At 64.3% G+C, this 22,324-nt stretch carries 21 protein-coding genes and 1 tRNA gene; 10 read left to right on the top strand and 12 right to left on the bottom strand.

The genetic code is table 11. The features are described from left to right. Positions 1–213: 213 nt before the first annotated feature. Together ACWF6P_RS28325 and ACWF6P_RS28320 are read left to right on the top strand one after the other, a co-directional pair. On the top strand, positions 214–930 hold the full coding sequence (locus ACWF6P_RS28325; RefSeq protein ID WP_452623259.1) for a hypothetical protein: 717 nt from the start codon (positions 214–216) through the stop codon (positions 928–930). Between the two features lie 73 nt (positions 931–1,003). Then, positions 1,004–1,085 (top strand) — tRNA-Leu (locus ACWF6P_RS28320). Between the two features lie 47 nt (positions 1,086–1,132). Here ACWF6P_RS28320 and ACWF6P_RS28315 read toward each other — a convergent pair. Next, entirely contained in the window at positions 1,133–1,852 is a 720-nt protein-coding gene (locus ACWF6P_RS28315) for an aspartate/glutamate racemase family protein (RefSeq protein ID WP_452623258.1), read from the bottom strand. A 245-nt stretch (positions 1,853–2,097) separates the two neighbouring features. On the opposite strand from ACWF6P_RS28315, the gene ACWF6P_RS28310 reads away from it, so the two are divergent. Both ACWF6P_RS28310 and ACWF6P_RS28305 read left to right on the top strand, forming a co-directional pair. After that, complete coding sequence (locus ACWF6P_RS28310; protein WP_021333455.1) at positions 2,098–2,505, top strand: hypothetical protein; 408 nt, start codon at positions 2,098–2,100, stop codon at positions 2,503–2,505. Further along, entirely contained in the window at positions 2,502–2,882 is a 381-nt protein-coding gene (locus tag ACWF6P_RS28305) for a DUF3817 domain-containing protein (RefSeq protein WP_003945334.1), read from the top strand. Before ACWF6P_RS28310 ends, ACWF6P_RS28305 begins: the two co-directional genes overlap by 4 nt. Before the next feature lie 63 nt (positions 2,883–2,945). Here ACWF6P_RS28305 and rdgB read toward each other — a convergent pair whose 3' ends face one another. The 7 genes from rdgB to clpS form a co-directional block, all read right to left on the bottom strand. After that, a complete protein-coding gene (rdgB, locus tag ACWF6P_RS28300) occupies positions 2,946–3,554 on the bottom strand; it encodes an RdgB/HAM1 family non-canonical purine NTP pyrophosphatase (RefSeq protein WP_211921308.1) in 609 nt (202 codons plus the stop codon). A gap of 3 nt (positions 3,555–3,557) precedes the next feature. Further along, positions 3,558–4,343 carry a ribonuclease PH gene (gene rph, locus ACWF6P_RS28295; RefSeq protein WP_003945332.1) on the bottom strand — a complete coding sequence of 262 codons (786 nt, stop codon included), beginning with the start codon at positions 4,341–4,343 and terminating at the stop codon, positions 3,558–3,560. A 52-nt stretch (positions 4,344–4,395) separates the two neighbouring features. Next, positions 4,396–5,154 (bottom strand): cyclic nucleotide-degrading phosphodiesterase, encoded by a 759-nt coding sequence (locus tag ACWF6P_RS28290; RefSeq protein ID WP_047270275.1) that lies wholly within the window; start codon positions 5,152–5,154, stop codon positions 4,396–4,398. Between the two features lie 97 nt (positions 5,155–5,251). Then, positions 5,252–5,911: a rhomboid family intramembrane serine protease gene (locus ACWF6P_RS28285; protein ID WP_452623257.1), complete on the bottom strand. Its 660-nt coding sequence runs from the start codon at positions 5,909–5,911 to the stop codon at positions 5,252–5,254. Positions 5,912–6,002: 91 nt separating this feature from the next. Further along, positions 6,003–7,070 carry a P1 family peptidase gene (locus ACWF6P_RS28280; RefSeq protein WP_452623256.1) on the bottom strand — a complete coding sequence of 356 codons (1,068 nt, stop codon included), beginning with the start codon at positions 7,068–7,070 and terminating at the stop codon, positions 6,003–6,005. After that, on the bottom strand, positions 7,067–7,657 hold the full coding sequence (aosR, locus tag ACWF6P_RS28275; protein ID WP_214886774.1) for an oxidative stress transcriptional regulator AosR: 591 nt from the start codon (positions 7,655–7,657) through the stop codon (positions 7,067–7,069). The genes ACWF6P_RS28280 and aosR overlap by 4 nt, the downstream gene beginning before the upstream one ends. Positions 7,658–7,711: 54 nt before the next feature. Then, on the bottom strand, positions 7,712–8,023 hold the full coding sequence (clpS, locus tag ACWF6P_RS28270) for an ATP-dependent Clp protease adapter ClpS (protein ID WP_029255695.1): 312 nt from the start codon (positions 8,021–8,023) through the stop codon (positions 7,712–7,714). A gap of 121 nt (positions 8,024–8,144) precedes the next feature. Here clpS and ACWF6P_RS28265 point away from each other — a divergent pair, with 121 nt between their 5' ends. The 3 genes from ACWF6P_RS28265 to ACWF6P_RS28255 are packed head-to-tail and all read left to right on the top strand — an operon-like array spanning position 8,145 to position 12,187. Beyond that, on the top strand, positions 8,145–9,485 hold the full coding sequence (locus tag ACWF6P_RS28265) for a nicotinate phosphoribosyltransferase (protein WP_452623255.1): 1,341 nt from the start codon (positions 8,145–8,147) through the stop codon (positions 9,483–9,485). After that, positions 9,482–10,129 (top strand): nicotinamidase, encoded by a 648-nt coding sequence (locus ACWF6P_RS28260; RefSeq protein WP_452623254.1) that lies wholly within the window; start codon positions 9,482–9,484, stop codon positions 10,127–10,129. Before ACWF6P_RS28265 ends, ACWF6P_RS28260 begins: the two co-directional genes overlap by 4 nt. Before the next feature lie 9 nt (positions 10,130–10,138). Beyond that, positions 10,139–12,187, top strand: coding sequence for an ATP-dependent DNA helicase (locus ACWF6P_RS28255; RefSeq protein ID WP_019749155.1), 2,049 nt, complete (start codon positions 10,139–10,141; stop codon positions 12,185–12,187). 68 nt (positions 12,188–12,255) lie between these two features. Here the strand turns inward: ACWF6P_RS28255 and glgP are convergent, their stop codons facing one another. Beyond that, positions 12,256–14,856: an alpha-glucan family phosphorylase gene (gene glgP / locus ACWF6P_RS28250; RefSeq protein WP_452623253.1), complete on the bottom strand. Its 2,601-nt coding sequence runs from the start codon at positions 14,854–14,856 to the stop codon at positions 12,256–12,258. Positions 14,857–15,033: 177 nt separating this feature from the next. Between glgP and ACWF6P_RS28245 the strand changes: the two genes are divergently transcribed. Genes ACWF6P_RS28245 through ACWF6P_RS28235 form a run of 3 tightly spaced genes read left to right on the top strand, consistent with a single transcriptional unit; the run spans position 15,034 to position 20,707 of the window. Continuing rightward, positions 15,034–17,058: an alpha-1,4-glucan--maltose-1-phosphate maltosyltransferase gene (locus tag ACWF6P_RS28245; RefSeq protein ID WP_452623252.1), complete on the top strand. Its 2,025-nt coding sequence runs from the start codon at positions 15,034–15,036 to the stop codon at positions 17,056–17,058. Further along, positions 17,058–19,259: a 1,4-alpha-glucan branching protein GlgB gene (gene glgB / locus ACWF6P_RS28240; RefSeq protein WP_452623251.1), complete on the top strand. Its 2,202-nt coding sequence runs from the start codon at positions 17,058–17,060 to the stop codon at positions 19,257–19,259. Before ACWF6P_RS28245 ends, glgB begins: the two co-directional genes overlap by 1 nt. Further along, on the top strand, positions 19,259–20,707 hold the full coding sequence (locus ACWF6P_RS28235) for a neutral zinc metallopeptidase (protein ID WP_452623302.1): 1,449 nt from the start codon (positions 19,259–19,261) through the stop codon (positions 20,705–20,707). Before glgB ends, ACWF6P_RS28235 begins: the two co-directional genes overlap by 1 nt. Positions 20,708–20,725: 18 nt before the next feature. Here ACWF6P_RS28235 and ACWF6P_RS28230 read toward each other — a convergent pair whose 3' ends face one another. The 3 genes from ACWF6P_RS28230 to ACWF6P_RS28220 all read right to left on the bottom strand — a co-directional run. Beyond that, entirely contained in the window at positions 20,726–21,622 is an 897-nt protein-coding gene (locus ACWF6P_RS28230) for a co-chaperone YbbN (RefSeq protein ID WP_452623301.1), read from the bottom strand. 105 nt (positions 21,623–21,727) lie between these two features. Next, complete coding sequence (locus tag ACWF6P_RS28225; protein WP_452623250.1) at positions 21,728–22,090, bottom strand: DUF3817 domain-containing protein; 363 nt, start codon at positions 22,088–22,090, stop codon at positions 21,728–21,730. A gap of 118 nt (positions 22,091–22,208) precedes the next feature. Further along, positions 22,209–22,324, bottom strand: a 116-nt coding sequence (locus ACWF6P_RS28220; protein ID WP_192712935.1) for a hypothetical protein, incomplete at its 5' end; no start/stop codon positions are given.

Genomic DNA, 22,324 nt, shown 5'->3' with positions numbered 1-22,324 from the left:
CGAGAAAGTGACTCGCGAGTAGGTCGCGAACGCCCTGCCTGGGACTGTTACCGGGATTTTCAGAAACCTGAGGAACCCCTCATATTTATTGTTACCAATTCGTGACCTCCTTGACGGACGGTCGATCCCGTGCGTTTGCGGCCACAATCTGTCGGACCCCCTCGCTACGTTCAGCGCGTCCACACAGGACAACTTCTCGGGGGGGGAGAAATCATGGAAGACACAGACATAGTCAGAGCCGTCGAATTCATCGGCGCCGAACTGCCGCGCGAGGCGTGGCCGCACTGGAATCAAGGCTGGCCGCTCGAGTCCGAAGCGGCCCTTCTCGACGCGATCTTCTCGTCACGCGCCGCGTACGGAACGCCGAAGACCGGAGTCCGCGCTGTCGTCGACCGTTGGCGCACGCACCGGTCGGTGGAGGCCGGCGAACATCTCGACAACTTGTCCGCTCTCGCCGCCTTCACCGACCGTGGCGACGAACTCGCAACGGTTCTCGGCAATCGCCAGCGCGTGCCCGGCAACTACTCCACCAAGGCCGAAGGTGTAGCTCGCGCAGCCAAGGCGCTCGTCGACGCCGGTTGCCGGTCCAGTGCCGACGTCGAGGACACCGAAATCCTCCGCTCGGCAGTCATCTCCGTTCCGGGTCTCGGCCCGAGGACCTTCGAGACGCTGGTGTTCCTGTCCGGGAAGTTGACGGCAACCTCGTTAGACCTGCTTGCGCGGTTCGCCACCGAGGCGAGCAGCAGCGAGGAATTGTTGTCGAGCACCGACGCAGCCGAATTGCTTGTTGCGGTGTCGGAACACCTCGACGTCGATGTTCGGACACTCACCCACGCTGCGTGGCGGTATCAACGCACGGCCGAGCAACCGCGCCGGTCGAAGAAAACCACCACCCCGCCGGCAGCGGATCCGCTCGCCGAATCGGCCTGAGAGCAGGCGGGCGCATCCCGACCAGGGTGGTGTTCCCGCGAGCGATTCCACTCGCGTATCCTTTGAATTCCGCGCGCGAGTGGCGGAATTGGCAGACGCGCTGGATTTAGGTTCCAGTGTCTCAGGACGTGGGGGTTCAAGTCCCCCCTCGCGCACAACGAAGCGCCCCGCCGGATCTGATCCGGCGGGGCCTTTCCAGTTCTCACCGCTTTCGATCCTTGTCCGGTGGAGTCATGTACGTCGTCCGACTAGGCGTCAGCCCCAGACGGACCGAGCTCTCCAACCACGTGATCGCCGCTGCCGTCGGATCCACCACCGGAACATGAATCCCCTTGCCATGCAGCTTGTCTCGGACCGCGCCGGTAACACCGAGCATGCCGGTGCAACCGAGAACGACGGAGTCGGCCTCGCCGTTCTCCACTGCTGCAGACGCCTGATCGGCCAGTCGATCGATCAGCACCTCGCGATCGGTTAGTCCGAGCACCGGCATGTCCACTACTCGAATACTGCCCAGCCGATTGTCCAGTCCGTACCGCCGAGTGAGCGATCGGAGCATCGGCACGACGTTCGGCAAGATGGTCACGACACCGACCCGATCGCCCAGACTCATCGCTGTCAGAAATGACGGCTCGAAGCCGCCGACCACCGGTGCGTCGATGATCTCGCGGGCGGCATGCACTCCGGGATCGGCGAAACATGTGATGAACACGCCGTCCACGCCGTCGACTGCCGCTTCTTCGACCCTCTGCACGATCCCGGGACCGGCAAGGGCCTCGTCGTACTCACTCTCGATGCTCGCCGTACCGGAGCGCAGCGAAACGACGTCGACCGTCGTACCGGGCGCTGCCCAGTGCTCGACCTCGGCTGTCACAGCAGGCGTGAGTGTGGTGTCGATGACCGGACGAATCACTCTGATGTGCATGAACACTCCCCTGTTGTCGGATATGCCCGAGGTTATCGATTCAGTACGGCTGGGAGAATGTGGTCAGTGCCTGGCGTCGCGGGTGAGGATGGGCACAGCGCACATGCTGCTTCCGCGACACGCCGTGGCACGGCTCCTACGACACGCCGTGGCACGGCTCCTACGACACGCCGTGGCACGGCTTCTACGACACCGTGTCGGAGATCGCAGGGCGAGGCACTATAGCTCTCAGGTACCGTCTTAGTGTGTCCAAGAACGCTACTAAACGCCGACCTGCGCTGATTCTGCTGGTCATCGTGTCAGCTGCCGGCTGCCTCGCGCTCGGCTGGTGGCAGTGGGAGCGCTTCGAAGCCGTCGGAGGCTCGGGACAGAATCTCGGGTACGCGTTCCAGTGGCCGCTGTTCGCGGCGTTTGTGGTGTACGCGTATCGCAAGTTCGTTCAGCTCGAAGACGTGGACCCCGAAGAGGCCGAAGCCGAGGAAGCCGCCGCGGAGCCGCGTGAGATTCCCGCCGACCTCTTGCCGCAACGCCCGCAGGCCGAGTTCGACGATGTGAACCTCGACGTCGACGATCCCGAAGCCCGCCAAATGCTCGAATACAACGACTACCTTGCGCAGCTCGCCGCTCGCGAGTCCGATAGGAGCACGACGTGAGTACCGGTTCGGAAGCGAGCATCGCTACCCCCGCAGTCAACGCAGAAAAGCAGAAGAAGGTTGCGTCGGCGCTCGTCCGATACCGCGTTCTCGCCTGGATCACCGGTCTGTGGCTGCTGTTCCTGACCGGTGAGATGGTCTACAAGTACCTGATTCTGGACAATTCTGCGGATGCACCGTCGTGGTTGTTCTACATCGGCCAGATCCACGGCCTGTTCTACATGCTCTACCTGGTCTTCACGATCGACCTCGCGATCAAGGCCCGGTGGAAGCCCGGTACTACGGTTGCCACCGCGCTCGCCGGCACGATCCCGTTCCTGTCGTTCGTGTTCGAGCACAAGCGAACTGCCCAGGTGAAGCAGGCTTACCAGCTCTGAGAGTTTCGACAAAGTACAGCCCTGAACGCAGATGCGTTCAGGGCTGTACTTTTCGGATTCGGGTCAGCCGGCAAGTGCGGCCAACGCCGGAACGAGCTGCACGAGCGCTCTCCCCCGATGTGACGCCGCGTCCTTCTCGGCCGGGGTGAGTTCTGCGGCAGAGCGGGTGTCACCGTCCGGACGGAAGATGGGGTCGTATCCGAAACCGCCGTCTCCGGCCGGTTCGCGGCCGATCACCCCACGCCATTCGCCGCGCACGACGGTCTCGTCGCCGCCAGGGATCACCAGTGCACAGGCGGAGACGAAGGCCGCACCGCGCCGCTCGTCCGGCACGTCTCCCAGCTGAGCCAGCACCAGAGCGGTGTTCGCGCCGTCGTTTCCGTGAGTGCCCGACCACCGCGCGGACAGCACACCCGGCATACCGTTCAGCGCATCGATCTCGACACCGGAATCGTCTGCAATGCACGGCATTCCGGTTGCCGCAGCGCCGTCACGCGCCTTGGCGAGCGCATTCTCCTCGAATGTCGCGCCGGTCTCGGGAGCCTCGGGGAACGGCGAAACCTCGTCGAGCCCGACCAGCTCGATTCCGTTCACTCCGGCGGCATCGAGAACTCGGTGAAGTTCCTTCAGCTTCTTGGCGTTTCGGCTTGCAACCAATACTCGTACGCTCACAGCTCAGGCACCGAACTTCTTCTTGGGTTCAGGATTCTTCGGTTCGGGGAGCACCCCGGGATACGGCTCGGCCAACGCCTGACGCTGGATCTCGAAAAGTTGCTCACAACCAGCGAGCGCGGAGTCGAGCAGCTTGTCCAGCGTCGAGCGTGGGAACGTGGCGCCCTCACCGGTTCCCTGGATTTCCACCAGAGTGCCGGTATCGGTGGCCACGACGTTCATGTCGACCTCGGCACGCGAATCCTCTTCGTACGGAAGATCGAGACGCACTCGTCCGTCCACGACGCCGACGCTGACGGCCGCTATGCCACACGAGATGGGCTGCGGGTCGGAGAGCAGGTCGGCAGCGCGCAGGTACGTCACGGCGTCGACCAGGGCCACGTACGCCCCCGTCACTGCCGCGGTGCGGGTGCCACCGTCGGCTTGAAGGACATCGCAGTCGAGGGCGATGGTGTTCTCGCCGATTGCCGCGAGGTCGATGCACGCTCGAAGTGATCGGCCGATGAGTCGACTGATCTCCTGAGTGCGGCCGCCGACCTTGCCCTTGACCGATTCGCGGCCACTACGTGTGTGCGTGGCGGCGGGAAGCATCGCGTATTCGGCTGTCAGCCAACCCAAACCGGAACCCTTGCGCCAGCGGGGAACACCCTCTTCGACGCTGGCCGTGCACATGACGCGCGTGTTCCCGAACTCGACCAGAACGGATCCGGCCGGATGACTGGTGAACCCGCGGGTGATCTTGACCGTGCGGAGCTCGTCGTCCGCCCTACCGTCTTCTCGTGTAGTCACCTTCGTGAGCCTAGCGGTCGCCCGCTCGGCGCTGCATCGAATGTGAGGGGAATCAGATGTCGTAGACGCTTCCGGCGGAGACTGCATGGACCGGTCCGGAGAATTCGGATTTCGCTTCGGCGATCACGTCTTCACGGGATGTCCACGGCGGGATGTGCGTGAGGAGAAGCTCCTTGACGCCGGCGAGCGCGGCCACTCGGCCGGCTTCCTTGCCGGAGAGATGAACCCCCTCGGGGCGATCGGGACTGTCGGTCCACGACGCTTCGGAGAGCAACACGTCCGCATCGCGCGCGAGTTCGACGACGTTGTCACACATGCCGGTGTCGCCGGTATAGACGAGCACGCGGCCGTCGGCGCCGGTGATCCGGAAACCGTAAGCCTCGGGCGGGTGATTCATCCGACGCGCGACGACGCTCAGTTCTCCGAACGTCACCGGCTCGTTCTCGGCCCAGAGTCGGACGTCGATGGTGTCGGAGATGTCGTCCATCTCGCCGGCACACTCGGCGGAGGACACTCCGATGCGGCAGGCGGTGTCGGTGGGGCCGTAGACCAGAGCGCGGCCAACCGGCGGGTTGGGGTGATAGCGACGCCAGACGAGCAGGCCGGGCATGTCGAGACAGTGGTCCGCATGAAGGTGCGAGAGCAGGATCGTCACTTCGCCCGGATCGGCGTATCGCTGCAACGCTCCCAGAACGCCCGGGCCGAAGTCGATCACGAGCGGCGGAGTTCCCGGTGCCGTGAGCAGGTATCCCGAAGCCGGTGAATCCGGACCCGTGACGCTGCCGGAACACCCCAGGACGGTCATGCGCATACCGGTCATGCTGCCACGTCTACCCGTCTGGGAAAAAGCTCTTGGTCGTTTTGGCGCGTCGAAGTCACACCGCAGTGTGGGTGTGACCCACGTCCGTTCAGAAACTGGGTGGTCGAACGGCCGGTGCCGAACCTGAGCGCTTGGCCCTCTCCCCCGACGTCAGTGCCCAGGCGGCCACCACGCCGCCGATCGCTCCGAACAGATGTCCCTGCCAGGAAACTCGAGGATCGCTCGGCAGAACGCCCCACAGCACTCCGCCGTACACGACGAAGACAGCAACACCGATCAGGATCTGCGTGAAACTTCGCGTGAAGAATCCGCGCACCAACAGGTAGGTCACCCAGCCGAAGATCAGCACGGACGCACCGACGTGATTCGAGTTCGAACCGGCAAACAACCAGGTTCCGACACCGCCGATCACCCAGATGATGCCGGTAGCCGCGAGTCCGCGCGCGATTCCCGACACCAGCACGAGGTAACCGAGGATCAGCACCGGAATGGTGTTGGCGATCAGGTGACCCCAGTCGTCGTGAAGCACCGGGGCGAACAGGATTCCCCACAGCCCGTCGAGCGTGCGCGGGGTGACGCCGGCATTCTGGACGTTCTGACCGGAGATGACATCCACGATCTCGATCACGTAGAGCATGATCGCGAAGCCGCCCACCAACACGGCCGACTGTTTCCACACCGAAGGCGGACCGGATTTCGGTGCCGGCGTTCGGGTGCCGAAATCCGGACTGTTGAAATCCATCGTCATCGTGTGCGTCCTCCACCGTCGATCCGGTTTTCTGATCGGTCACTTGCAACCAGGCTCAATTCGAGGTTACCGCCGATTCCAGGAGCGATGCCTAGAGAAATGCGGACGGAAAGAGTTCGCGATAACTCGGGATTCCGGCAACCGACGTGGCGTCGAGAATGGCCTTCACGATCGCCCGTTCGACCACCTGCGCCGAAGCCGCGCACACCGCGTCGAGTATCGGCAGATCGTTCGGGAAAGCGGCCGGAACCGCGATCTCCGAATTCGGAGTGTGATCACCGGTGGCGAGCGCGAAGATCGTGTCGCCGTCGAGCGGTGAATGCGCGGGCCGAATCGCACGGGCTAGACCGTCGTGACCGGCGACAGCGACGCGTCGGCACCCGGCTTTGGTCAGGGCGGCGTCGGTGGCGACGACGCCGATCGTGGTGTTGAGGACGGTGCCCTTGGCTGCGACGGCATTGGCCGCCGCAAGTTCGGACGCGTCGGGAACCCTGAGGCCGAACGACTCCGCCCCGTCCGAGCCGACGCCCCACGGCAAACCTGTTCGAGGGTCGAAGACCGAACCCACCGGGTTCGCCACGATCAAAGCGGAGACCGTCGTGCCCTCGGCGGGGCCGTCGGCGATCACGACGCTCGCCGTTCCCACCCCACCCTTGAGCGCTCCGGCTCTCGCGCCTACTCCGGCACCGACCGTGCCCGTGGCGAATTCGCGCGAAGCGGTGTCGGCAGCGAGGAATCCGAAGTCTCCGGTCGGACGAACGGTCCAGTCCCCCACCGGCAGATCGAAGATCACAGCGCCGGGGACGATCGGTACCACCTGACCGGGAGCCCCCATCGCGATCCCGTGATCGTGTTCCTCGAGCCAGCGCATCACGCCGTCGGCCGCGGCCAATCCGTACGCGCTACCGCCGGTCAACAGCACCGCGTTGACCTGCTGAACCGAATGGCTCGGGTCGAGAAGGTCGGTCTCTCGGGTACCAGGCCCACCGCCCCGGACGTCGACTCCGGCAACCACACCGGCCGACGCGAGGACGACTGTGCAGCCGGTGGCTGCGCCGCTTCCGAGGGTGACGCCATCGTCGAGCTTGTGGTGATGGCCGACTGCGAGGCCGGCGACATCTGTCAGTGAATCAGTGGGCCCGGTCCGCGTCGTGGTCATGGCATGAGCGCCTGGACGAGGGAGTCCTGCATCCACGTCAACCAGTGATAGACGTCGAGATGCGGGGCTCGCGGGTCGTCGGGTTCGAGGCTCTCCGGTGTGTCGGCGTCGATGCCGAGATTGGTTCCGAGCGCGAGACGGACGTCGTTGAGCGAGGACAGCCAGGCGTCGGCCTGTTCCTGCGTGAGAACGACCTTGCCGCCGGCCTCGGGAAGCGAAGCCAACAACGTACGGGCGGACTCGCGTTTGGCGTCGATGATCTCGGGCTCGTGCAAACTGCGCAGCGCACCATTGACATTGGCCCCCGCGTCGTCGAGATCGTCACTGTTCGGGGTGACCTTGTCCGGGTCGGTGCGCTGGAAGTCGGGAAGCAGCCGCGCCAACACCGGATTGTCGGGTGTCTCGGAATTGCCGGTCCGAAGGCCGGTCAGCGCGGCGAGCTCGTCTTGCGGCGCCGAAGACGCACGCTCGTCGAGAAGCCCGGTCACCGACTCCACGAGGGAGCGTAGAACCGCCGCTTCGTGACCGTCCATCTCGGACTTGAACTTCACTCCGCCGAGTGAACTCTTCCTACTCCACGTCCGCACGCGTCGGACTCCCGTCTACGAGTTGGGCGAACAATTCGGTCGAAATAATGGTTCTCAGGTGTCGTCGCGTTGCATGGTGGCCCAGAGACCGGCCGCGTGGAGGCGACGCACATCGGCTTCCATCTTGTCTCGCGAACCGCTCGAGACGACGGCCTTGCCCTCCGAATGAACCTGCATCATCAGATCGGTGGCCTTGGCTTTGCTGTAGCCGAACAGCTTCTGGAACACGTAAGTCACGTAGTGCATGAGATTGACCGGGTCGTCCCAGACGATGGTCACCCAGGGCCGATCGGCGGCTTCGATGGTCGCAACAGCCTCCGACTGCTCGGGCGTGGCTTGAGGAGAAGAAGCCGTAGCGCCTCTCATCGTTACGTTCGCCGAGTAAGTGTCGGACACGGTCGCGCCGCCGAAAACCATGTATCCAGGGTACGGCGCGACGAGAGGCGACAACACCCACCCACGTCGTCTCGCGCATAGAGTTGTGTGCGTGCCTACGCAAATTTCCGACATCCGCGACGCCGGTGCCAGCACCGCACTGCTCACCGATCAGTACGAACTGACCATGCTCTCGGCGGCTCTCGCCGACGGATCTGCCTTCCGCAACTGCAGTTTCGAGGTCTTCGCACGGCGGCTGCCAGACGGTCGTCGCTACGGCGTCGTCGCCGGTACCGAGCGCTTACTCGACGCGCTCGAGCAGTTCCGATTCGGTGAACCGGAACTGGCGATCGTTGCGAAATTCCTCGACGACACGACCGTCGAGTGGCTGCGCAACTACCGATTCTCCGGCGACATCGACGGTTACCGTGAGGGCGACTTCTACTTCCCCGGATCACCGATCCTCTCGGTCCGCGGAACGTTCGCCGAGTGCGTCATCCTCGAAACCTTGATTCTCTCGATCCTCAACCACGACAGCGCGATCGCTTCGGCCGCAGCCCGGATGGTGAGCGCAGCGGGCGGTCGACGAATGATCGAGATGGGCTCGCGTCGTACACACGAACAGGCAGCGGTTGCCGCTTCACGTGCCGCGTATATTGCCGGTTTCGACGCCACCTCCAACCTCGAAGCCGCGCGGCGTCACGACGTGCCCAGCGCGGGAACGAGTGCACACGCTTTCACCCTGCTGCACACCACCGAAGACGGTCCGGACGAGGCAGCGGCATTCCGCGGTCAGGTCGCCGCTCTCGGCGTGTCCACCACGTTGTTGGTCGACACCTACGACATCACCGAGGGTGTGAAAACGGCTGTCGCCGTTGCCGGTCCCGAACTGGGCGGAGTGCGCATCGATTCCGGTGACCTCGGCGTGCTTGCTCGCCAGGTACGCCAACAACTCGACGACCTCGGGGCCACCAAGACGCGCATCGTCGTCTCCGGCGACCTGGACGAGTACGCCATCGCAGCCCTGCGCGCCGAACCCGTCGACTCGTACGGCGTCGGCACTTCCCTGGTCACCGGATCAGGAGCCCCCACCGCCGGCATGGTCTACAAACTTGTCGAGGTCGACGGGATTGCCGTCGAGAAGAGAAGTACCAACAAGGCATCTCGCGGCGGCGCCAAGAAGGCACTGCGCGTAGTGCGCCCGACCGGAACGATCGTCGAAGAAGTCATCTACCCCGCCGGCTCACCGTCACCGGTTTCCGAAGCGGACGGCGCGACCGAACTGTTGATCCCGTTGGTTCGGGAAGGCAAGGTCGTCGAGAATGCACCGACGCTCGAAGAGAGCCGTGCAGTTCTGAAAGCCGGGCTCGTGAGCCTGCCGTGGGAAGGGCTCAAGCTTTCACGCGGAGACTCGGCTGTGCCCGTTCGATTCTCCGGAGGTGAGCACCGGTGAGTGCTAAAGCGCTGATCGTCGTCGACGTTCAGAACGATTTCTGTGAAGGTGGCGCTCTCGCAGTCGACGGCGGTGCTGCGGTTGCGGGAGCCGTCAACGATTTCGTGAACTCACACGAGTACGACGCTGTAATCGCGACCCGCGATTTCCACATCGACCCTGGGGCACATTTCTCCGAGACTCCCGACTTCGTCGACAGTTGGCCGGTTCACTGCGTCGTCGGGACGGCCGGCGCCGAGTTCCATCCGGCATTCGACGCCTCCGTCGCCGGTTCGGCGATCTTTTCCAAGGGCGCCTACAGCGCGGCCTACTCCGGTTTCGAAGGAGCAGCCGAGGACGGCACAACGCTCGAGGACTGGCTCCGCGCCCACCAGATCACCGACGTCGACGTGATCGGCATTGCCACCGATCACTGCGTCAAGGCCACAGCCATCGATGCGGCGCGCGCAGGATTCGGCACGACAGTCCTTCTCCCCTTCACCGCTGGTGTGTCGACCGCCACGATCGAGTCGGCATTGGTGCAGATGCGGGAGGCGGGAGTGCAGCTGATCGGGCGAGACGAGGCCGCGTCGGAAGAAGACTCGATTGCCGGGGAACTACCCCGGGAATCATCCGTGGACGTTTCTGACGTAGGGATCCATTAACCTTCGTGGGTGGCCGATCAACTCCCGAACGTTCCCGAACTGCTCCAGACAGCGGTGCGGTCGCTCGGCGGTGCCGAACGAACCAGCCAGCTGACGATGGCGTCGGCCGTGGCGCACTCGATCGACACGGGCGAGCATCTGGCCGTTCAGGCCGGCACCGGTACCGGTAAGTCACTCGCCTACCTCGTTCCGAGCCTGCGCCACGCGGTCGAATCGGGGCGTACCGTCGTCGTGTCCACGGCCACCATCGCGCTTCAGCGTCAGCTCGTCGATCGAGACCTGCCACGGCTCGCCGACGCCCTGAAGAAACCACTCGGCCGACGCGCAGAGTTCGCAATCCTCAAGGGCCGCAACAACTACCTGTGCATGAACAAGATTCACACGGGTGCGTCCGAGCAGCCACCCGAGGACGAGTTGTTCGATCCGTTCACGGTCTCGCGTCTCGGCCGGGAGGTTGTCCGCCTCACCGAGTGGTCCTCCGACACCGAAACCGGTGATCGTGACGAATTGGTGCCAGGTGTGTCCGATCAGGCGTGGCGGCAGGTCAGCGTCACCTCGCGCGAGTGCATCGGCAAGAACCAGTGCCCCGTCGGTGAGGACTGCTTCGCCGAGCGCGCCCGCGTCGAGGCGTCGAAGGCCGACGTCGTCGTCACCAACCACGCACTGCTCGCCATCGACGCCATCACCGGCATTCAGATTCTGCCCGACCATGACGTCGTGGTGATCGACGAAGCCCACGAGTTGGTCGACCGCGTCACCGGCGTGGCGACGGCGGATCTCACGGCCTCTTCGATCAGTGCCGCGGCCAGGCGTTGCGGCAAGATCGCCGAAGAACAGGACGCCGACCGACTCGAAGCTGCCGGCGAGGGTTGGGCGGGACTCCTCGAGGAATTGCGTCCAGGTCGATGGGAAGGCCTCCCGGACGGGGCGGCGCCCGCACTGGCCGCAATCCGCGACGCGGCCTGGTCGCTGCGCACCGCTATCGGCCCGGCCAAACCTGGCATGGCAGCAGCAGACCCCGAAGCTGCGGCCGCCCGCAACGCCGCGCTCTCGTCCGTCGACGACGTCCACGACAGCGCAGTACGCATCCTCACAGCTTTCGACGAACCCGACCCAGCCAAACGGAAGGACGTCGTCTGGCTGTCCTCGGACGAATTCCGCGGATCGGTGCGGCGCTCGGTCCGGATGGCTCCGCTCTCGGTCGGCGGTCTGCTGCGCTCGAGACTGTTCGCCGAATCCACCGTCGTTCTCACCTCCGCGACACTGACCGTCGGCGGATCGTTCGACGGGCTCGCCGTCAACTGGGGTTTGCCCGCGGAATCGTCGGTGCGCCCCGACTCGGGTACCGCCATCGGCACCGAAGCTCCTTCTGACGCTTCGGCTTTCCGCTGGAACTCACTCGACGTCGGGTCGCCGTTCGACCACGCCAAGGCCGGCATCATCTACATTGCCCGGCACCTGCCCACCCCCGGCCGCGACGGCCTCTCTCCGGTCTATCTCGACGAGATCGCCGAACTTGTCGAGGCTGCGGGCGGACGCACTCTCGGCTTGTTCTCGTCGATGCGTGCCGCAAAAGCGGCGTCGGAGGCGATGCGGGAACGCCTCGACACCCCGATCCTGTGCCAGGGCGACGACGCCACCGGCACCCTCGTCAAGGCATTTGCCAAGGACGAACCCACGTCTCTGTTCGGCACACTGTCCCTGTGGCAGGGCGTCGACGTCCCGGGGCCCTCGCTGAGCTTGGTCATCTTGGACCGTATTCCGTTCCCGCGCCCGGACGATCCACTGTTGATGGCTCGTCAGCAAGCTATCGAATCCCATGGCGGTAACGGCTTTCTCAGCGTCTCGGCCAATCACGCGGCGCTGCTCCTCGCACAGGGCGTTGGCCGTCTGCTTCGCAGCACCGACGACAAGGGAGTAGTGGCCGTGCTCGATCCGCGTCTGGCGACGGCGAGATACGCGGGTTACCTTCGCGCATCACTGCCTCCGTTCTGGGAGACGACCAACCCCGAAGTCGTCCGTAAAGCGCTCACCCGCATCCGCGACTCACGCCCCTGACCCGGTTTTCACCCGGGCACAGTTCTGCCCCGGTACCGACCGAACGGACCGGGGCAGAATGTATTACGTCAGGCGTTTGGAGTGGTCACCAATCCGAGTTCGGACGCATTGACCAACAACCGGTGATGCGGCAGCACCCGCACGGTGTAGCCCACGGAACCGGAAACCGGAAGCGCAACCTCGGCCTCGAAGATCTCGGTTCCGTCCTCGGCGCCGAAGTGCGTCATCGGGAACGTCACCACGTCGGTAAGTTCCTCGCCCGGGCTCACGCGCCCGAGGACCGCCTCGACCTCGACATCCGAGACCGACAAGCCGCCGAGGCGAACCTTCGCCTTCAACGAGATGGTCGCACCGATCTCCGGGGTGTCCGGCAAACCGGAACCGTCCACCTGCTCGACCGCAACCGACGGCCACTGCGATTCGATACGGCGACGGAACTCGGCGACCTCACGGGCGCCGGCAAAATCGTCGGCCACCACAGCGCGAGCAGATTCCGCCGAAGGCGCGTAGTAGTCGACCGCGTAGTCACGAACCATGCGTGATGCCAACACCTTCGGGCCCAGATTCTCGAGGGTATGGCGAACCCTCTCGACCCAGCGCGTCGGCAGATCGGCAGCATCACGGTCGTAGAACGTCGGCAGTACCGCATGCTCGAGAAGTTCGTAGAGCGCGCTGGCTTCCAGATCGTCACGCCGAACGTCGTCGAGGACACCGTCGGCCGTCGGAATGGCCCACCCGTTCTCGCCGTCGAACATCTCGTCCCACCATCCGTCGCGAATGGAGAGGTTGAGGCCGCCGTTGAGCGCGGACTTCATGCCGGAAGTACCGCACGCCTCGAGCGGTCGAAGCGGGTTGTTGAGCCACACGTCGCAGCCCCAGTAGAGGTAGCGCGCCATCGACATGTCGTAGTCGGGCAGGAAGACGATGCGATGACGCACATCCGCTTCGTCGGCGAATCGCACGACCTGCTGGATGAGCGCCTTGCCACCGTCGTCGGCGGGGTGCGACTTACCGGCCACCACCAACTGCACCGGACGCTTCTCGTCGAGCAACATCGCACGCAGACGCTCGGGATCACGCAGCATCAGCGTCAACCGCTTGTACGTCGGAACGCGTCTGGCGAAGCCGACGGTCAAGACGTTCGGATCGAATACTCCAGCGGTCCAGCCGAGTTCGGCTTCGGTGGCGCCCCGCTCGAGCCACGACGCGCGGACACGACGACGCACCTCGTCGACCAACTTGCCGCGCAACGCATTACGGGTTTCCCACAGTTCGGTGGCCGACAACTCGTGCAGGCGCTCCCACCCGCGTGCTTCTTCGAGTTGCTCCTGACCGACGATCCGCCTGGCCACGTCCATCCACTCCGGCGCCGCCCACGTCGGCGCGTGAACACCGTTGGTGACCGAACCGATCGGCACCTCGTCGGCGTCGAAGCCCGGCCAGAGTCCGTTGAACATGTCGCGGCTGACGATGCCGTGCAACTTCGAGACGCCATTGGCGCGCTGACCCAGGCGAAGGCCCATGTGCGCCATGTTGAAGATCGACGGATCGGATTCGCGCCCCATCCCGACGATGCGGTCGACGGTCAGACCGGGAAGCAGGGTCGACTCGTTCTCGCCGTTCGCGCCACCGAAGTAGTGACGGACCAGATCCGCCGGGAAGCGGTCGATTCCGGCGGGAACGGGCGTGTGCGTCGTGAAGACGGTTCCGGCGCGAACCGCGGCCAGAGCCGAATCGAAGTCCAGACCCCTGGTGGTGACAAGTTCCCGAATCCGTTCGATGCCGAGGAATCCGGCGTGCCCCTCGTTCATGTGGAACACCTCGGGATCGGGCAATCCGTAGGCCGCGGTGTAGGCACGCACCGCGCGGACGCCGCCGATACCCGCAAGGATCTCCTGCTTGATGCGGTGATCCTGGTCCCCGCCGTAGAGACGGTCCGTGACGCCGCGCAGGTCCGCGTCGTTCTCGGCGATGTCGGAATCGAGCAGCAGCAACGGCACTCGTCCGACCTGAGCGATCCACACTCGCGCACGCAGCACTCGTCCACCGGGCATCGCGACGTGAATGACGACCGGCGATCCGTCGTCGGAAGCCGGACCTGCGTCCGTCAGCAAACGAAGAGGCAACCCTTGAGGATCATGGGGCGGGTAGTGCTCGGCCTGCCAACCGTCGGCAGTCAGGGACTGGCGGAAGTAACCGGATCGGTAGAGCAATCCGACGCCGATGAGCGGCAGACCCAGGTCGGACGCGGCCTTGAGATGATCGCCGGCAAGGATGCCCAATCCGCCCGAGTAGTTGGGCAGAACTTCACTTACGCCGAACTCCATGGAGAAGTACGCAATCCCGCCGGCCAGCGACGTGCCCTTGGCCTGCTGGGACTGATACCAGCGCGGCGTGCTCAGGTAGGCGTCGAGATCGGCTGCTGCAGTGTCGAGGTCACCGAGGAATGCCTCGTCACTGCTGAGTTCGTCGAGCCGGGCGGGGTCGACTTCCCCGAGCATGCGGACCGGATCGAACTGGACTGCTTGCCAGAGTTCGGGGTCGAGTCGCGAGAACAAATCCTGTGTCTCGGGATGCCACGACCACCGAAGGTTGGTGGACAGGGGGCCGAGCGCGGCAAGGCGCTCCGGAATGTGGGCTCGGACAGTGAACCGACGCAAGGCTTTCACCCCGCGAACCCTAGTCGAGTTCGTCGGACTCTGTCTGGTGGAACTTGATGCCCGACCCGACCTGACCACCGACAGACCCGAATTCGTCGTTATCAGCACTCCGGCGCCACACCCACTACGGTTGAACGCGGCGAAAGAAAGTTTTACCGCGATCCATCATCAGAAATGGAGCTTCCCGTGTCAGGACGCCTCGGTATCGACGACGTGGTACCCGAGATCTCGGGTAACTATCCGGCAAAGGCCGTGGTCGGTGAAGTCTTCCCGGTGCACGCCACCGTGTGGAGAGAAGGCCACGACGCCATTTCCGCCACTCTTGTCGTGCGTGGTCCGCGCGGTACCAAGCCGCTGCGCATTCCGATGGATCCCGGCACCGAACCGGACACCGTCGATGCAGTCTTCACTCCGTCCGCCGAAGGCATGTGGTCGTTCCGGATCGAGGCGTGGAGCGATCCCATCGCCACCTGGAAGCACGCGGTGGAAGCAAAGCTGGCTGTCGGGCAAGGCGCCGCCGAGTTGGCCAACGACCTGGAAATCGGTGCGCGCCTGTTCGAACAGGCCGCGCACGAGGTGCCGCGGGGCAACCGGTCCAGGCTCGAAGCCGTCACCGCTTCGCTGCGCAGCGATCAGGCGCTGACTGCACGCGTCGCTCCGGCCTTCGCCTCCGACGTGGCCGAACTGCTCCGCGCCACACCGCTCCGTGAACTGGTCACCAAGGGCGAGTCGCACCCCGTCGTTGTCGATCGCAGCCGCGCGCTGTTCGGATCCTGGTACGAGTTCTTCCCCCGCTCGACCGGTGGATGGGACGAGAACGGGGTGCCGCAACACGGGACGTTCCGCACGTCGGCCGAGGATCTGCCTCGCATCGCCGCAATGGGTTTCGACGTCGTCTACCTTCCGCCGATCCATCCCATCGGCGAGATCAACCGCAAGGGACGCAACAACACCCTCACCCCCGAACCCGGTGACGTCGGTTCGCCGTGGGCCATCGGCTCGGTCGACGGCGGGCACGACGCAGTCCATCCTCAACTCGGCACGCTCAAGGATTTCAAGGCCTTCGTCGCCACGGCCCGCAAGCTCGATCTCGAAGTGGCACTGGATCTCGCGCTGCAGTGCGCCCCAGATCATCCGTGGGCCAAGAAGCATCCGGAGTGGTTCAACGTCCTTCCCGACGGCACCATCGCCTATGCCGAGAACCCACCCAAGAAGTATCAGGACATCTACCCGATCAACTTCGACACCGATCCTCGCGGCCTGGACAAGGAAATTCTCCGAGTCGTCCGACACTGGATCAGCGCCGGTGTCAAGATCTTTCGGGTCGACAACCCGCACACCAAGCCGCCCAACTTCTGGGAGACGCTCATCTCGGAGGTCAAGAAGACCGACCCCGACGTTCTGTTCCTCGCTGAGGCATTCACTCGTCCGGCGCGCATGTACGGCCTGGCGCGACGCGGATTCACCCAGTCGTACACGTACTTCACCTGGCGAGTGGCGAAGTGGGAACTCACCGAATTCGGTAACGAGCTGGCGGCAAAGGCCGACGAAGCCCGACCGAACCTCTTCGTGAACACACCGGACATCCTGCACGAGTCCCTCCAGCACGGTGGGCCCGGAATGTTCGCGCTACGAGCAGCTCTCGCCGCCACCCTGGCGCCGACCTGGGGCGTTTACTCCGGTTACGAACTCTACGAGCATCAAGCGGTCCGCCCCGGCAGCGAGGAGTACCTCGACTCCGAGAAGTACGAACTTCGTCCGCGCCGCTTCGCCGAAGCCGCAGCGCGAGGCGAATCTCTCGAGCCGTGGATCACCGCGCTCAACCGCATCCGGCGTGCGCATCCTGCTCTGCAGCAGTTGCGGAACCTGCACTTTCACCACATCGACAACGACGCTTTGATCGCCTACTCGAAGTTCGACGCCGCGACCGGCGACGCCGTCTTGACGGTGATCAACCTCAACCCGTTCGCGGCAGAAGAGGGCACAGTCTGGTTGGACATGCCGGCACTCGGACGCGAATGGCACGATCACATGACCGTGCTCGACGAAGTGACGGGCGAGCAGTTCGATTGGGGCCAAGCCAATTTCGTCCGCCTCGAGCCCTGGCGTTCGGTGGCGCACATCCTCGCACTCCCGCCCGTTCCATATCCGGCCCGGATTTCTCTGGCCTACCAAGCACGCAATGCGCACCGCGCGAGTGGAGGCAAGTGATGCCAACAGACAAGTCACCGTCGGGTATTGCCCCGGACAGTCACGATCTGGAGCTGTTGGCGCGCGGTGAACATCACGATCCGCACAGCGTCCTCGGTGCCCACCCCCACGCCGACGGCACCGTCCTGCGCGCGTTGCGTCCTCACGCCGAGTCCGTCAACGCTGTCATCGGCGGCAAAACCTTTCCTCTCGAACATGTTTCGAACGGAATCTTCGCGGCTCTGGTCCCCTACCCCGACCTGATCGACTATCGCTATTCCGTGACGTACCCGGGTGGACATACCGTTCTCACGGCGGATCCCTACCGATTCCTGCCGACTCTCGGTGAACTCGACCTTCACTTGTTCGGCGAGGGGCGTCACGAACGACTGTGGGACATCCTCGGTGCACATCCGCGTTCTTACGAGACGCCGGACGGACCCGTCGACGGCACCTCGTTCGCCGTCTGGGCTCCGGCCGCCCGTGGCGTCACCGTCGTCGGCGACTTCGACGGGTGGGGAGGCCAATTCGCTCCCATGCGTGTCCTCGGTTCCACCGGAGTCTGGGAAATCTTCTTGCCCGACATCGCAGTCGGTTCGCTGTACAAGTTCCGGGTCCACGGCCACGACGGCTCGGTGCGCGACAAGGCCGATCCGATGGCGTTCGGTACCGAGGTCCCGCCGGCGACGGCATCGCGAGTGACCATCAGTTCGCATGAGTGGAACGACGCGGCCTGGCTGGAAACCCGCGCGGGTGTCGACCCTTCGCAGTCACCGATGAGCGTCTACGAGGTGCATCTCGGATCGTGGCGTCCCGGACTCGACTACCGGCAGATGGCCGAGCAACTCGCCGAGTACGTCACCACAACCGGCTTCACCCACGTCGAACTGCTGCCCGTCTCCGAGCACCCGTTCGGTGGCTCTTGGGGATACCAGGTCACGTCGTACTACGCACCGACATCCCGCTTCGGAACACCGGACGATTTCCGTTGGTTCGTGGACCACCTGCATGCCGCAGGAATAGGCGTCATCGTCGACTGGGTGCCCGCGCATTTCCCCAAGGACGAGTGGGCGCTTGCCCGTTTCGACGGAACTCCCCTCTACGAGCACGCCGATCCGCGTCGCGGCGAGCAGTTGGACTGGGGCACATATGTATTCGACTTCGGCCGCCGCGAGGTCCGGAACTTCCTCGTCGCCAACGCCTTGTTCTGGCTCGAGGAGTTCCATATCGACGGACTGCGCGTCGACGCCGTCGCATCCATGCTGTACCTGGACTACTCACGTCCGGAAGGTGGATGGACTCCCAACATTCACGGTGGCCGCGAGAATCTCGAAGCCGTTGCGTTCCTGCAGGAGATGAACGCCACCGTTCACAAGAATCATCGAGGAGTCGTCACCGTCGCCGAGGAGTCGACGGCGTGGCCCGGAGTCACACGGGCGACCAATGTCGGTGGCCTCGGGTTCAACATGAAGTGGAACATGGGGTGGATGCACGACACTCTCGGGTTCCTCGGTCACGACCCGGTGCACCGGACTTACCACCATCACGAGATCACTTTCTCGCTGATGTATGCGTGGAGCGAGAATTACCTGCTACCGATCAGCCACGACGAGGTGGTGCACGGCAAGGGAACTCTGTGGACGCGGATGCCCGGCAACGACTTCGCCAAGGCGGCCGGCCTGCGCTCACTGCTCGCGTACATGTGGGCGCATCCTGGCAAGCAACTGCTGTTCATGGGACAGGAGTTCGGCCAGAGCGCGGAATGGTCCGAAGAACGCGGTCTCGACTGGTGGCAGCTCGACGATCAGTACACAGGCACTCTCCATCGCGGCGTCCAGCGACTGGTCGGCGATCTCAACTCCGCGTACCGACGCCATCCGGCCATGTGGACCCTCGACACCTCCCCCGGCGGATACTCCTGGATCGACGCCAACGACACCGAGAACAACGTCCTCAGTTTTCTGCGTTACGGTACTGACGGTTCGATTGTCGCCTGCCTGTTCAACTTCTCGGGCAGCGAACACTCGAGCTACCGCGTCGGGCTACCAGAGCCCGGCCGATGGGTGGAAATTCTCAACACCGATGCCGAGGTGTACGGCGGCTCCGGAGTCGGGAACCTCGGAGCGGTCACGGCAACGTCGCGTTCGTGGCACGGTCGGCCAGCCTCCGCACAGGTGGCGCTGCCAGCTGCTGGAGCGATTTGGATAAGTCTGGAGCGTTGATGGTCGGCCGGCGAGTAGTCATTGTCACGTCGTCACTGTTGGCAGTGGCCGCACTGCTCGCCGGTTGTGCCCAGGGAACGAGTGGCCACGCCGTCTCGATTTATCACGATCCCTTCCGCGTCGCCGGACTCGACGCAACGGCAGGACCGAGTGGGTTGCGCCCAGGAGCCCCCAACGCCGACCGAGCAATCACCGGCACCGACGGCGGGGACATCGACGCCCTGGCGGCCAACGCCATCACAGACATCGAAACCTACTGGTCCGCCGAGTACCCGGCTCTGTTCGACAAGCCCTTCGAACCGGTGGACGAGCTGATCTCGTGGGACCCCACCGAATCGAACGGCCCGGACTTCTGTGAGGAGACCACCGCAGAACTCATCAACGCTGGGTATTGCAGCATCGATCACACCATCGGTTGGGATCGCGAACTGCTGCTGCCCGAGGTACGCGAGAAGTTCGGTGAAGTGGCCGTTGCCTTCATCTTCGCGCACGAGTACGGCCATGCCGTTCAGCGCAAAGCCGGGATCGTCGGCGGTAAACGAGATGCCGCCCTGGTGCGCGAACAACAAGCCGACTGTTTCGGTGGGGCGTTCTTGCGGCACGTCGCCGAGGACAAGGCCGCACACTTCACGATGAACACCTCCGACGGCCTCAACAAGGTATTGGCCTCGGCCGTCGCCATCCGTGACGAAGACCCCAATGATCCTGAGAGCCACCATGGTTCGGCTTTCGAGCGCGTCACCGCCACTCAGATCGGATTCACCGACGGCGCCGGCGCCTGCGCGAAGATGGACGCCGACGAGATCGAGTCACGACGCGCAGACCTACCGCAGCAGTTCGCCGAAGGCAACGATTCCGGAGAACTGCCGGTCACCGAGGCAACCCTCGACGAGTTCGTGAAGACCTTCCAAGCGATCTTCGATCTCCCCGAGCCGCCGAAGGTCGTGTTCTCCGGCGCAGACACCGGGTGCAGCGACGCTGTTGCGACCGAACCTGTCTCGTACTGCCCGTCGACGAACACCATCGGAATCAGCGTCGACGAACTTGCCGAGCGCGGCACGCCTGGCCGCGTCGGACGACGCGAGTTGATCCAGACCAACATCACCGGCGACTACAACGCCTACGTCCTGCTCGCGTCGCGATACACCCTCGCGATGCAGAAGGAGAACGGCCAATCACTCGACACCCCGCAGACTGCCTTGCGCGCCGCGTGCCTGTCCGGCGTCATCACCGCAGCGCTCAGCCCCACCAACGCCGCGGCGTCCGGAGCTCAGGTCACGCTCTCCCCTGGCGACCTCGACGAAGCCGTATCAGGACTGCTGACCGACGGCCTCGCCGCCAGTGACGTCAACGGCGAGACGGTTCCGAGCGGGTTTGCGCGGGTCGACGCGTTCCGGACCGGCGTACTCGGTGGCCGGGAAGTGTGCGACAGCCGCTACACGGAGTAGCGGCTGCCGGTTCACACGTCAGTAGAGAGCGGAAGCCAACTTACGGCGGGCCGCGATGACGATCGGTTCTGCCGGGTCGAACAGTTCGAACAGTTCGAGCAGGTGCGTGCGAGCTGCGGCCTTGTCATCGCCGGCAGTTCGCGAGACCACCGAGATCAAGCGGGCGAACGACGCCTCGGGTTGCTGCGCGAACATTTCCAGATCGGCCGCTGCGAACTGCAGTTCGAGATTGGACGGATCAGCATCCGCGGCCGCAATCGACTCGGGATCGACGCCCTGAACCCGAGCCATGAACTTCACCTGGCGGACAGCGCTTTTGGCCTCCGCATTGTTGGGTTCGGCGTCGAGAATCACCTGGTACGCGGCGATGGCACCGTCGAGATCACCCTCGTCGAGCGCGGTTTCAGCGGCCACGAATCGAGGATCTTCGACCTCCTCCACCGGTTCGTCACCCTCGGGGACAGGACCACTCAACTTGCCCTCGACAGCTTGGAGCACTGCGTCGAACCACTGGCTCAGCTGCGCCTCCGGCTGAGCGCCCTGGAAATCGGCCAACGGCTGACCGGCCGCGACGGCAACAACCGTCGGCACCGACTGGACGCCGAAAGCCTGCGCGATGCGAGGACTCACGTCGACGTCGACGTTGGCAAGAATCCACTTGCCGCCGGCACGCGCTGCAAACGATTCGAGAACTTCGGTGAAGACAACCGAGGGCTCGTACGCGCGGCCACCGATGTTGACGATGACCGGGACCTGGCTCGACTTGAGCAGGACTTCGCTTTCGAAGTTCTCCTCGGTCACCTCGATCACTGCCCCGGAGACAGCAGAAACGGCCCCGTCGCCGCTGGTGTTACGCGGCGGTGGTGGGGCCGTGGCCCGCTCTTTGAAGGCGGACAAGTCGACTGCGCCGCTCATGGCGGCAGCAACTGCGGACGAACGCGCGGGGGGCCTGGAACCTGGTCGAGTCACGACTCCCAGTTTGTCACGAGTTGCGCGAAGCTACGTAGAGGGATGCAGCACTCAGACGAGCGCCGCGTTGCCCTTGGCAGACTCGAACTCCGTGGACAGCTCACCGAGCTTGCCGTTTCGCACTGCCCAGCGTTCGAAGATGACGGTGCCGAACGGCGGAACGCTCGAGATCAGAGCAAGGATCGTGGTCTTGATGTCCCACTTGAGCGACCATGCGGTCAGCAGCGCAACAACGATGAACACCATGAAGCCTGCGATGCCGTGGACCATTCCGGGGATGCGAATCGCTTCTTCGTGTCCGAGAACCCACTTGAAGAACATGGCAACCAGCAAGGCCGCCCAGGTCACAGCTTCCCACCACGCCACCAGACGGAAGCGTTTCGCGGGAGTGGATACGTCAAAGATGTTCGCCATGAGGTCATTGTGCCCGAACAACTACGACGCCCCGTAGTTGTGTGAGGAAAACCACGGGGCGTCGCAGAGCGAGAGCGTTCGTTCGGGTGTATTTAGGGTGACGCTTGTGCCGGGGGGCCTATGCCTTGGGGACGCGGACGATGAGTGCGTCGCCTTGTCCGCCGCCGCCGCAGAGTGCGGCTGCGCCGATGCCGCCGCCGCGGCGTTGCAGTTCGAGGGCGAGGTGCAGGGCGA

Source organism: Rhodococcus sp. NPDC055024, from assembly GCF_053608585.1.
The sequence above is the reverse complement of the archived record's forward strand: the minus strand, read 5'-3'. Positions and strand labels throughout refer to the sequence as shown.

Coding starts and splice junctions, on each gene's coding strand:
- ACWF6P_RS28325 (WP_452623259.1), top strand. CDS start 214: ATGGAAGACACAGACATAGTCAGAGCCGTCGAATTCATCGGCGCCGAA.
- ACWF6P_RS28315 (WP_452623258.1), bottom strand. CDS start 1,852: ATGCACATCAGAGTGATTCGTCCGGTCATCGACACCACACTCACGCCT.
- ACWF6P_RS28290 (WP_047270275.1), bottom strand. CDS start 5,154: ATGCGCATGACCGTCCTGGGGTGTTCCGGCAGCGTCACGGGTCCGGAT.
- ACWF6P_RS28285 (WP_452623257.1), bottom strand. CDS start 5,911: ATGACGATGGATTTCAACAGTCCGGATTTCGGCACCCGAACGCCGGCA.
- ACWF6P_RS28280 (WP_452623256.1), bottom strand. CDS start 7,070: ATGACCACGACGCGGACCGGGCCCACTGATTCACTGACAGATGTCGCC.
- clpS (WP_029255695.1), bottom strand. CDS start 8,023: ATGAGAGGCGCTACGGCTTCTTCTCCTCAAGCCACGCCCGAGCAGTCG.
- glgB (WP_452623251.1), top strand. CDS start 17,058: ATGCCAACAGACAAGTCACCGTCGGGTATTGCCCCGGACAGTCACGAT.
- ACWF6P_RS28235 (WP_452623302.1), top strand. CDS start 19,259: ATGGTCGGCCGGCGAGTAGTCATTGTCACGTCGTCACTGTTGGCAGTG.
- ACWF6P_RS28230 (WP_452623301.1), bottom strand. CDS start 21,622: ATGAGCGGCGCAGTCGACTTGTCCGCCTTCAAAGAGCGGGCCACGGCC.
- ACWF6P_RS28225 (WP_452623250.1), bottom strand. CDS start 22,090: ATGGCGAACATCTTTGACGTATCCACTCCCGCGAAACGCTTCCGTCTG.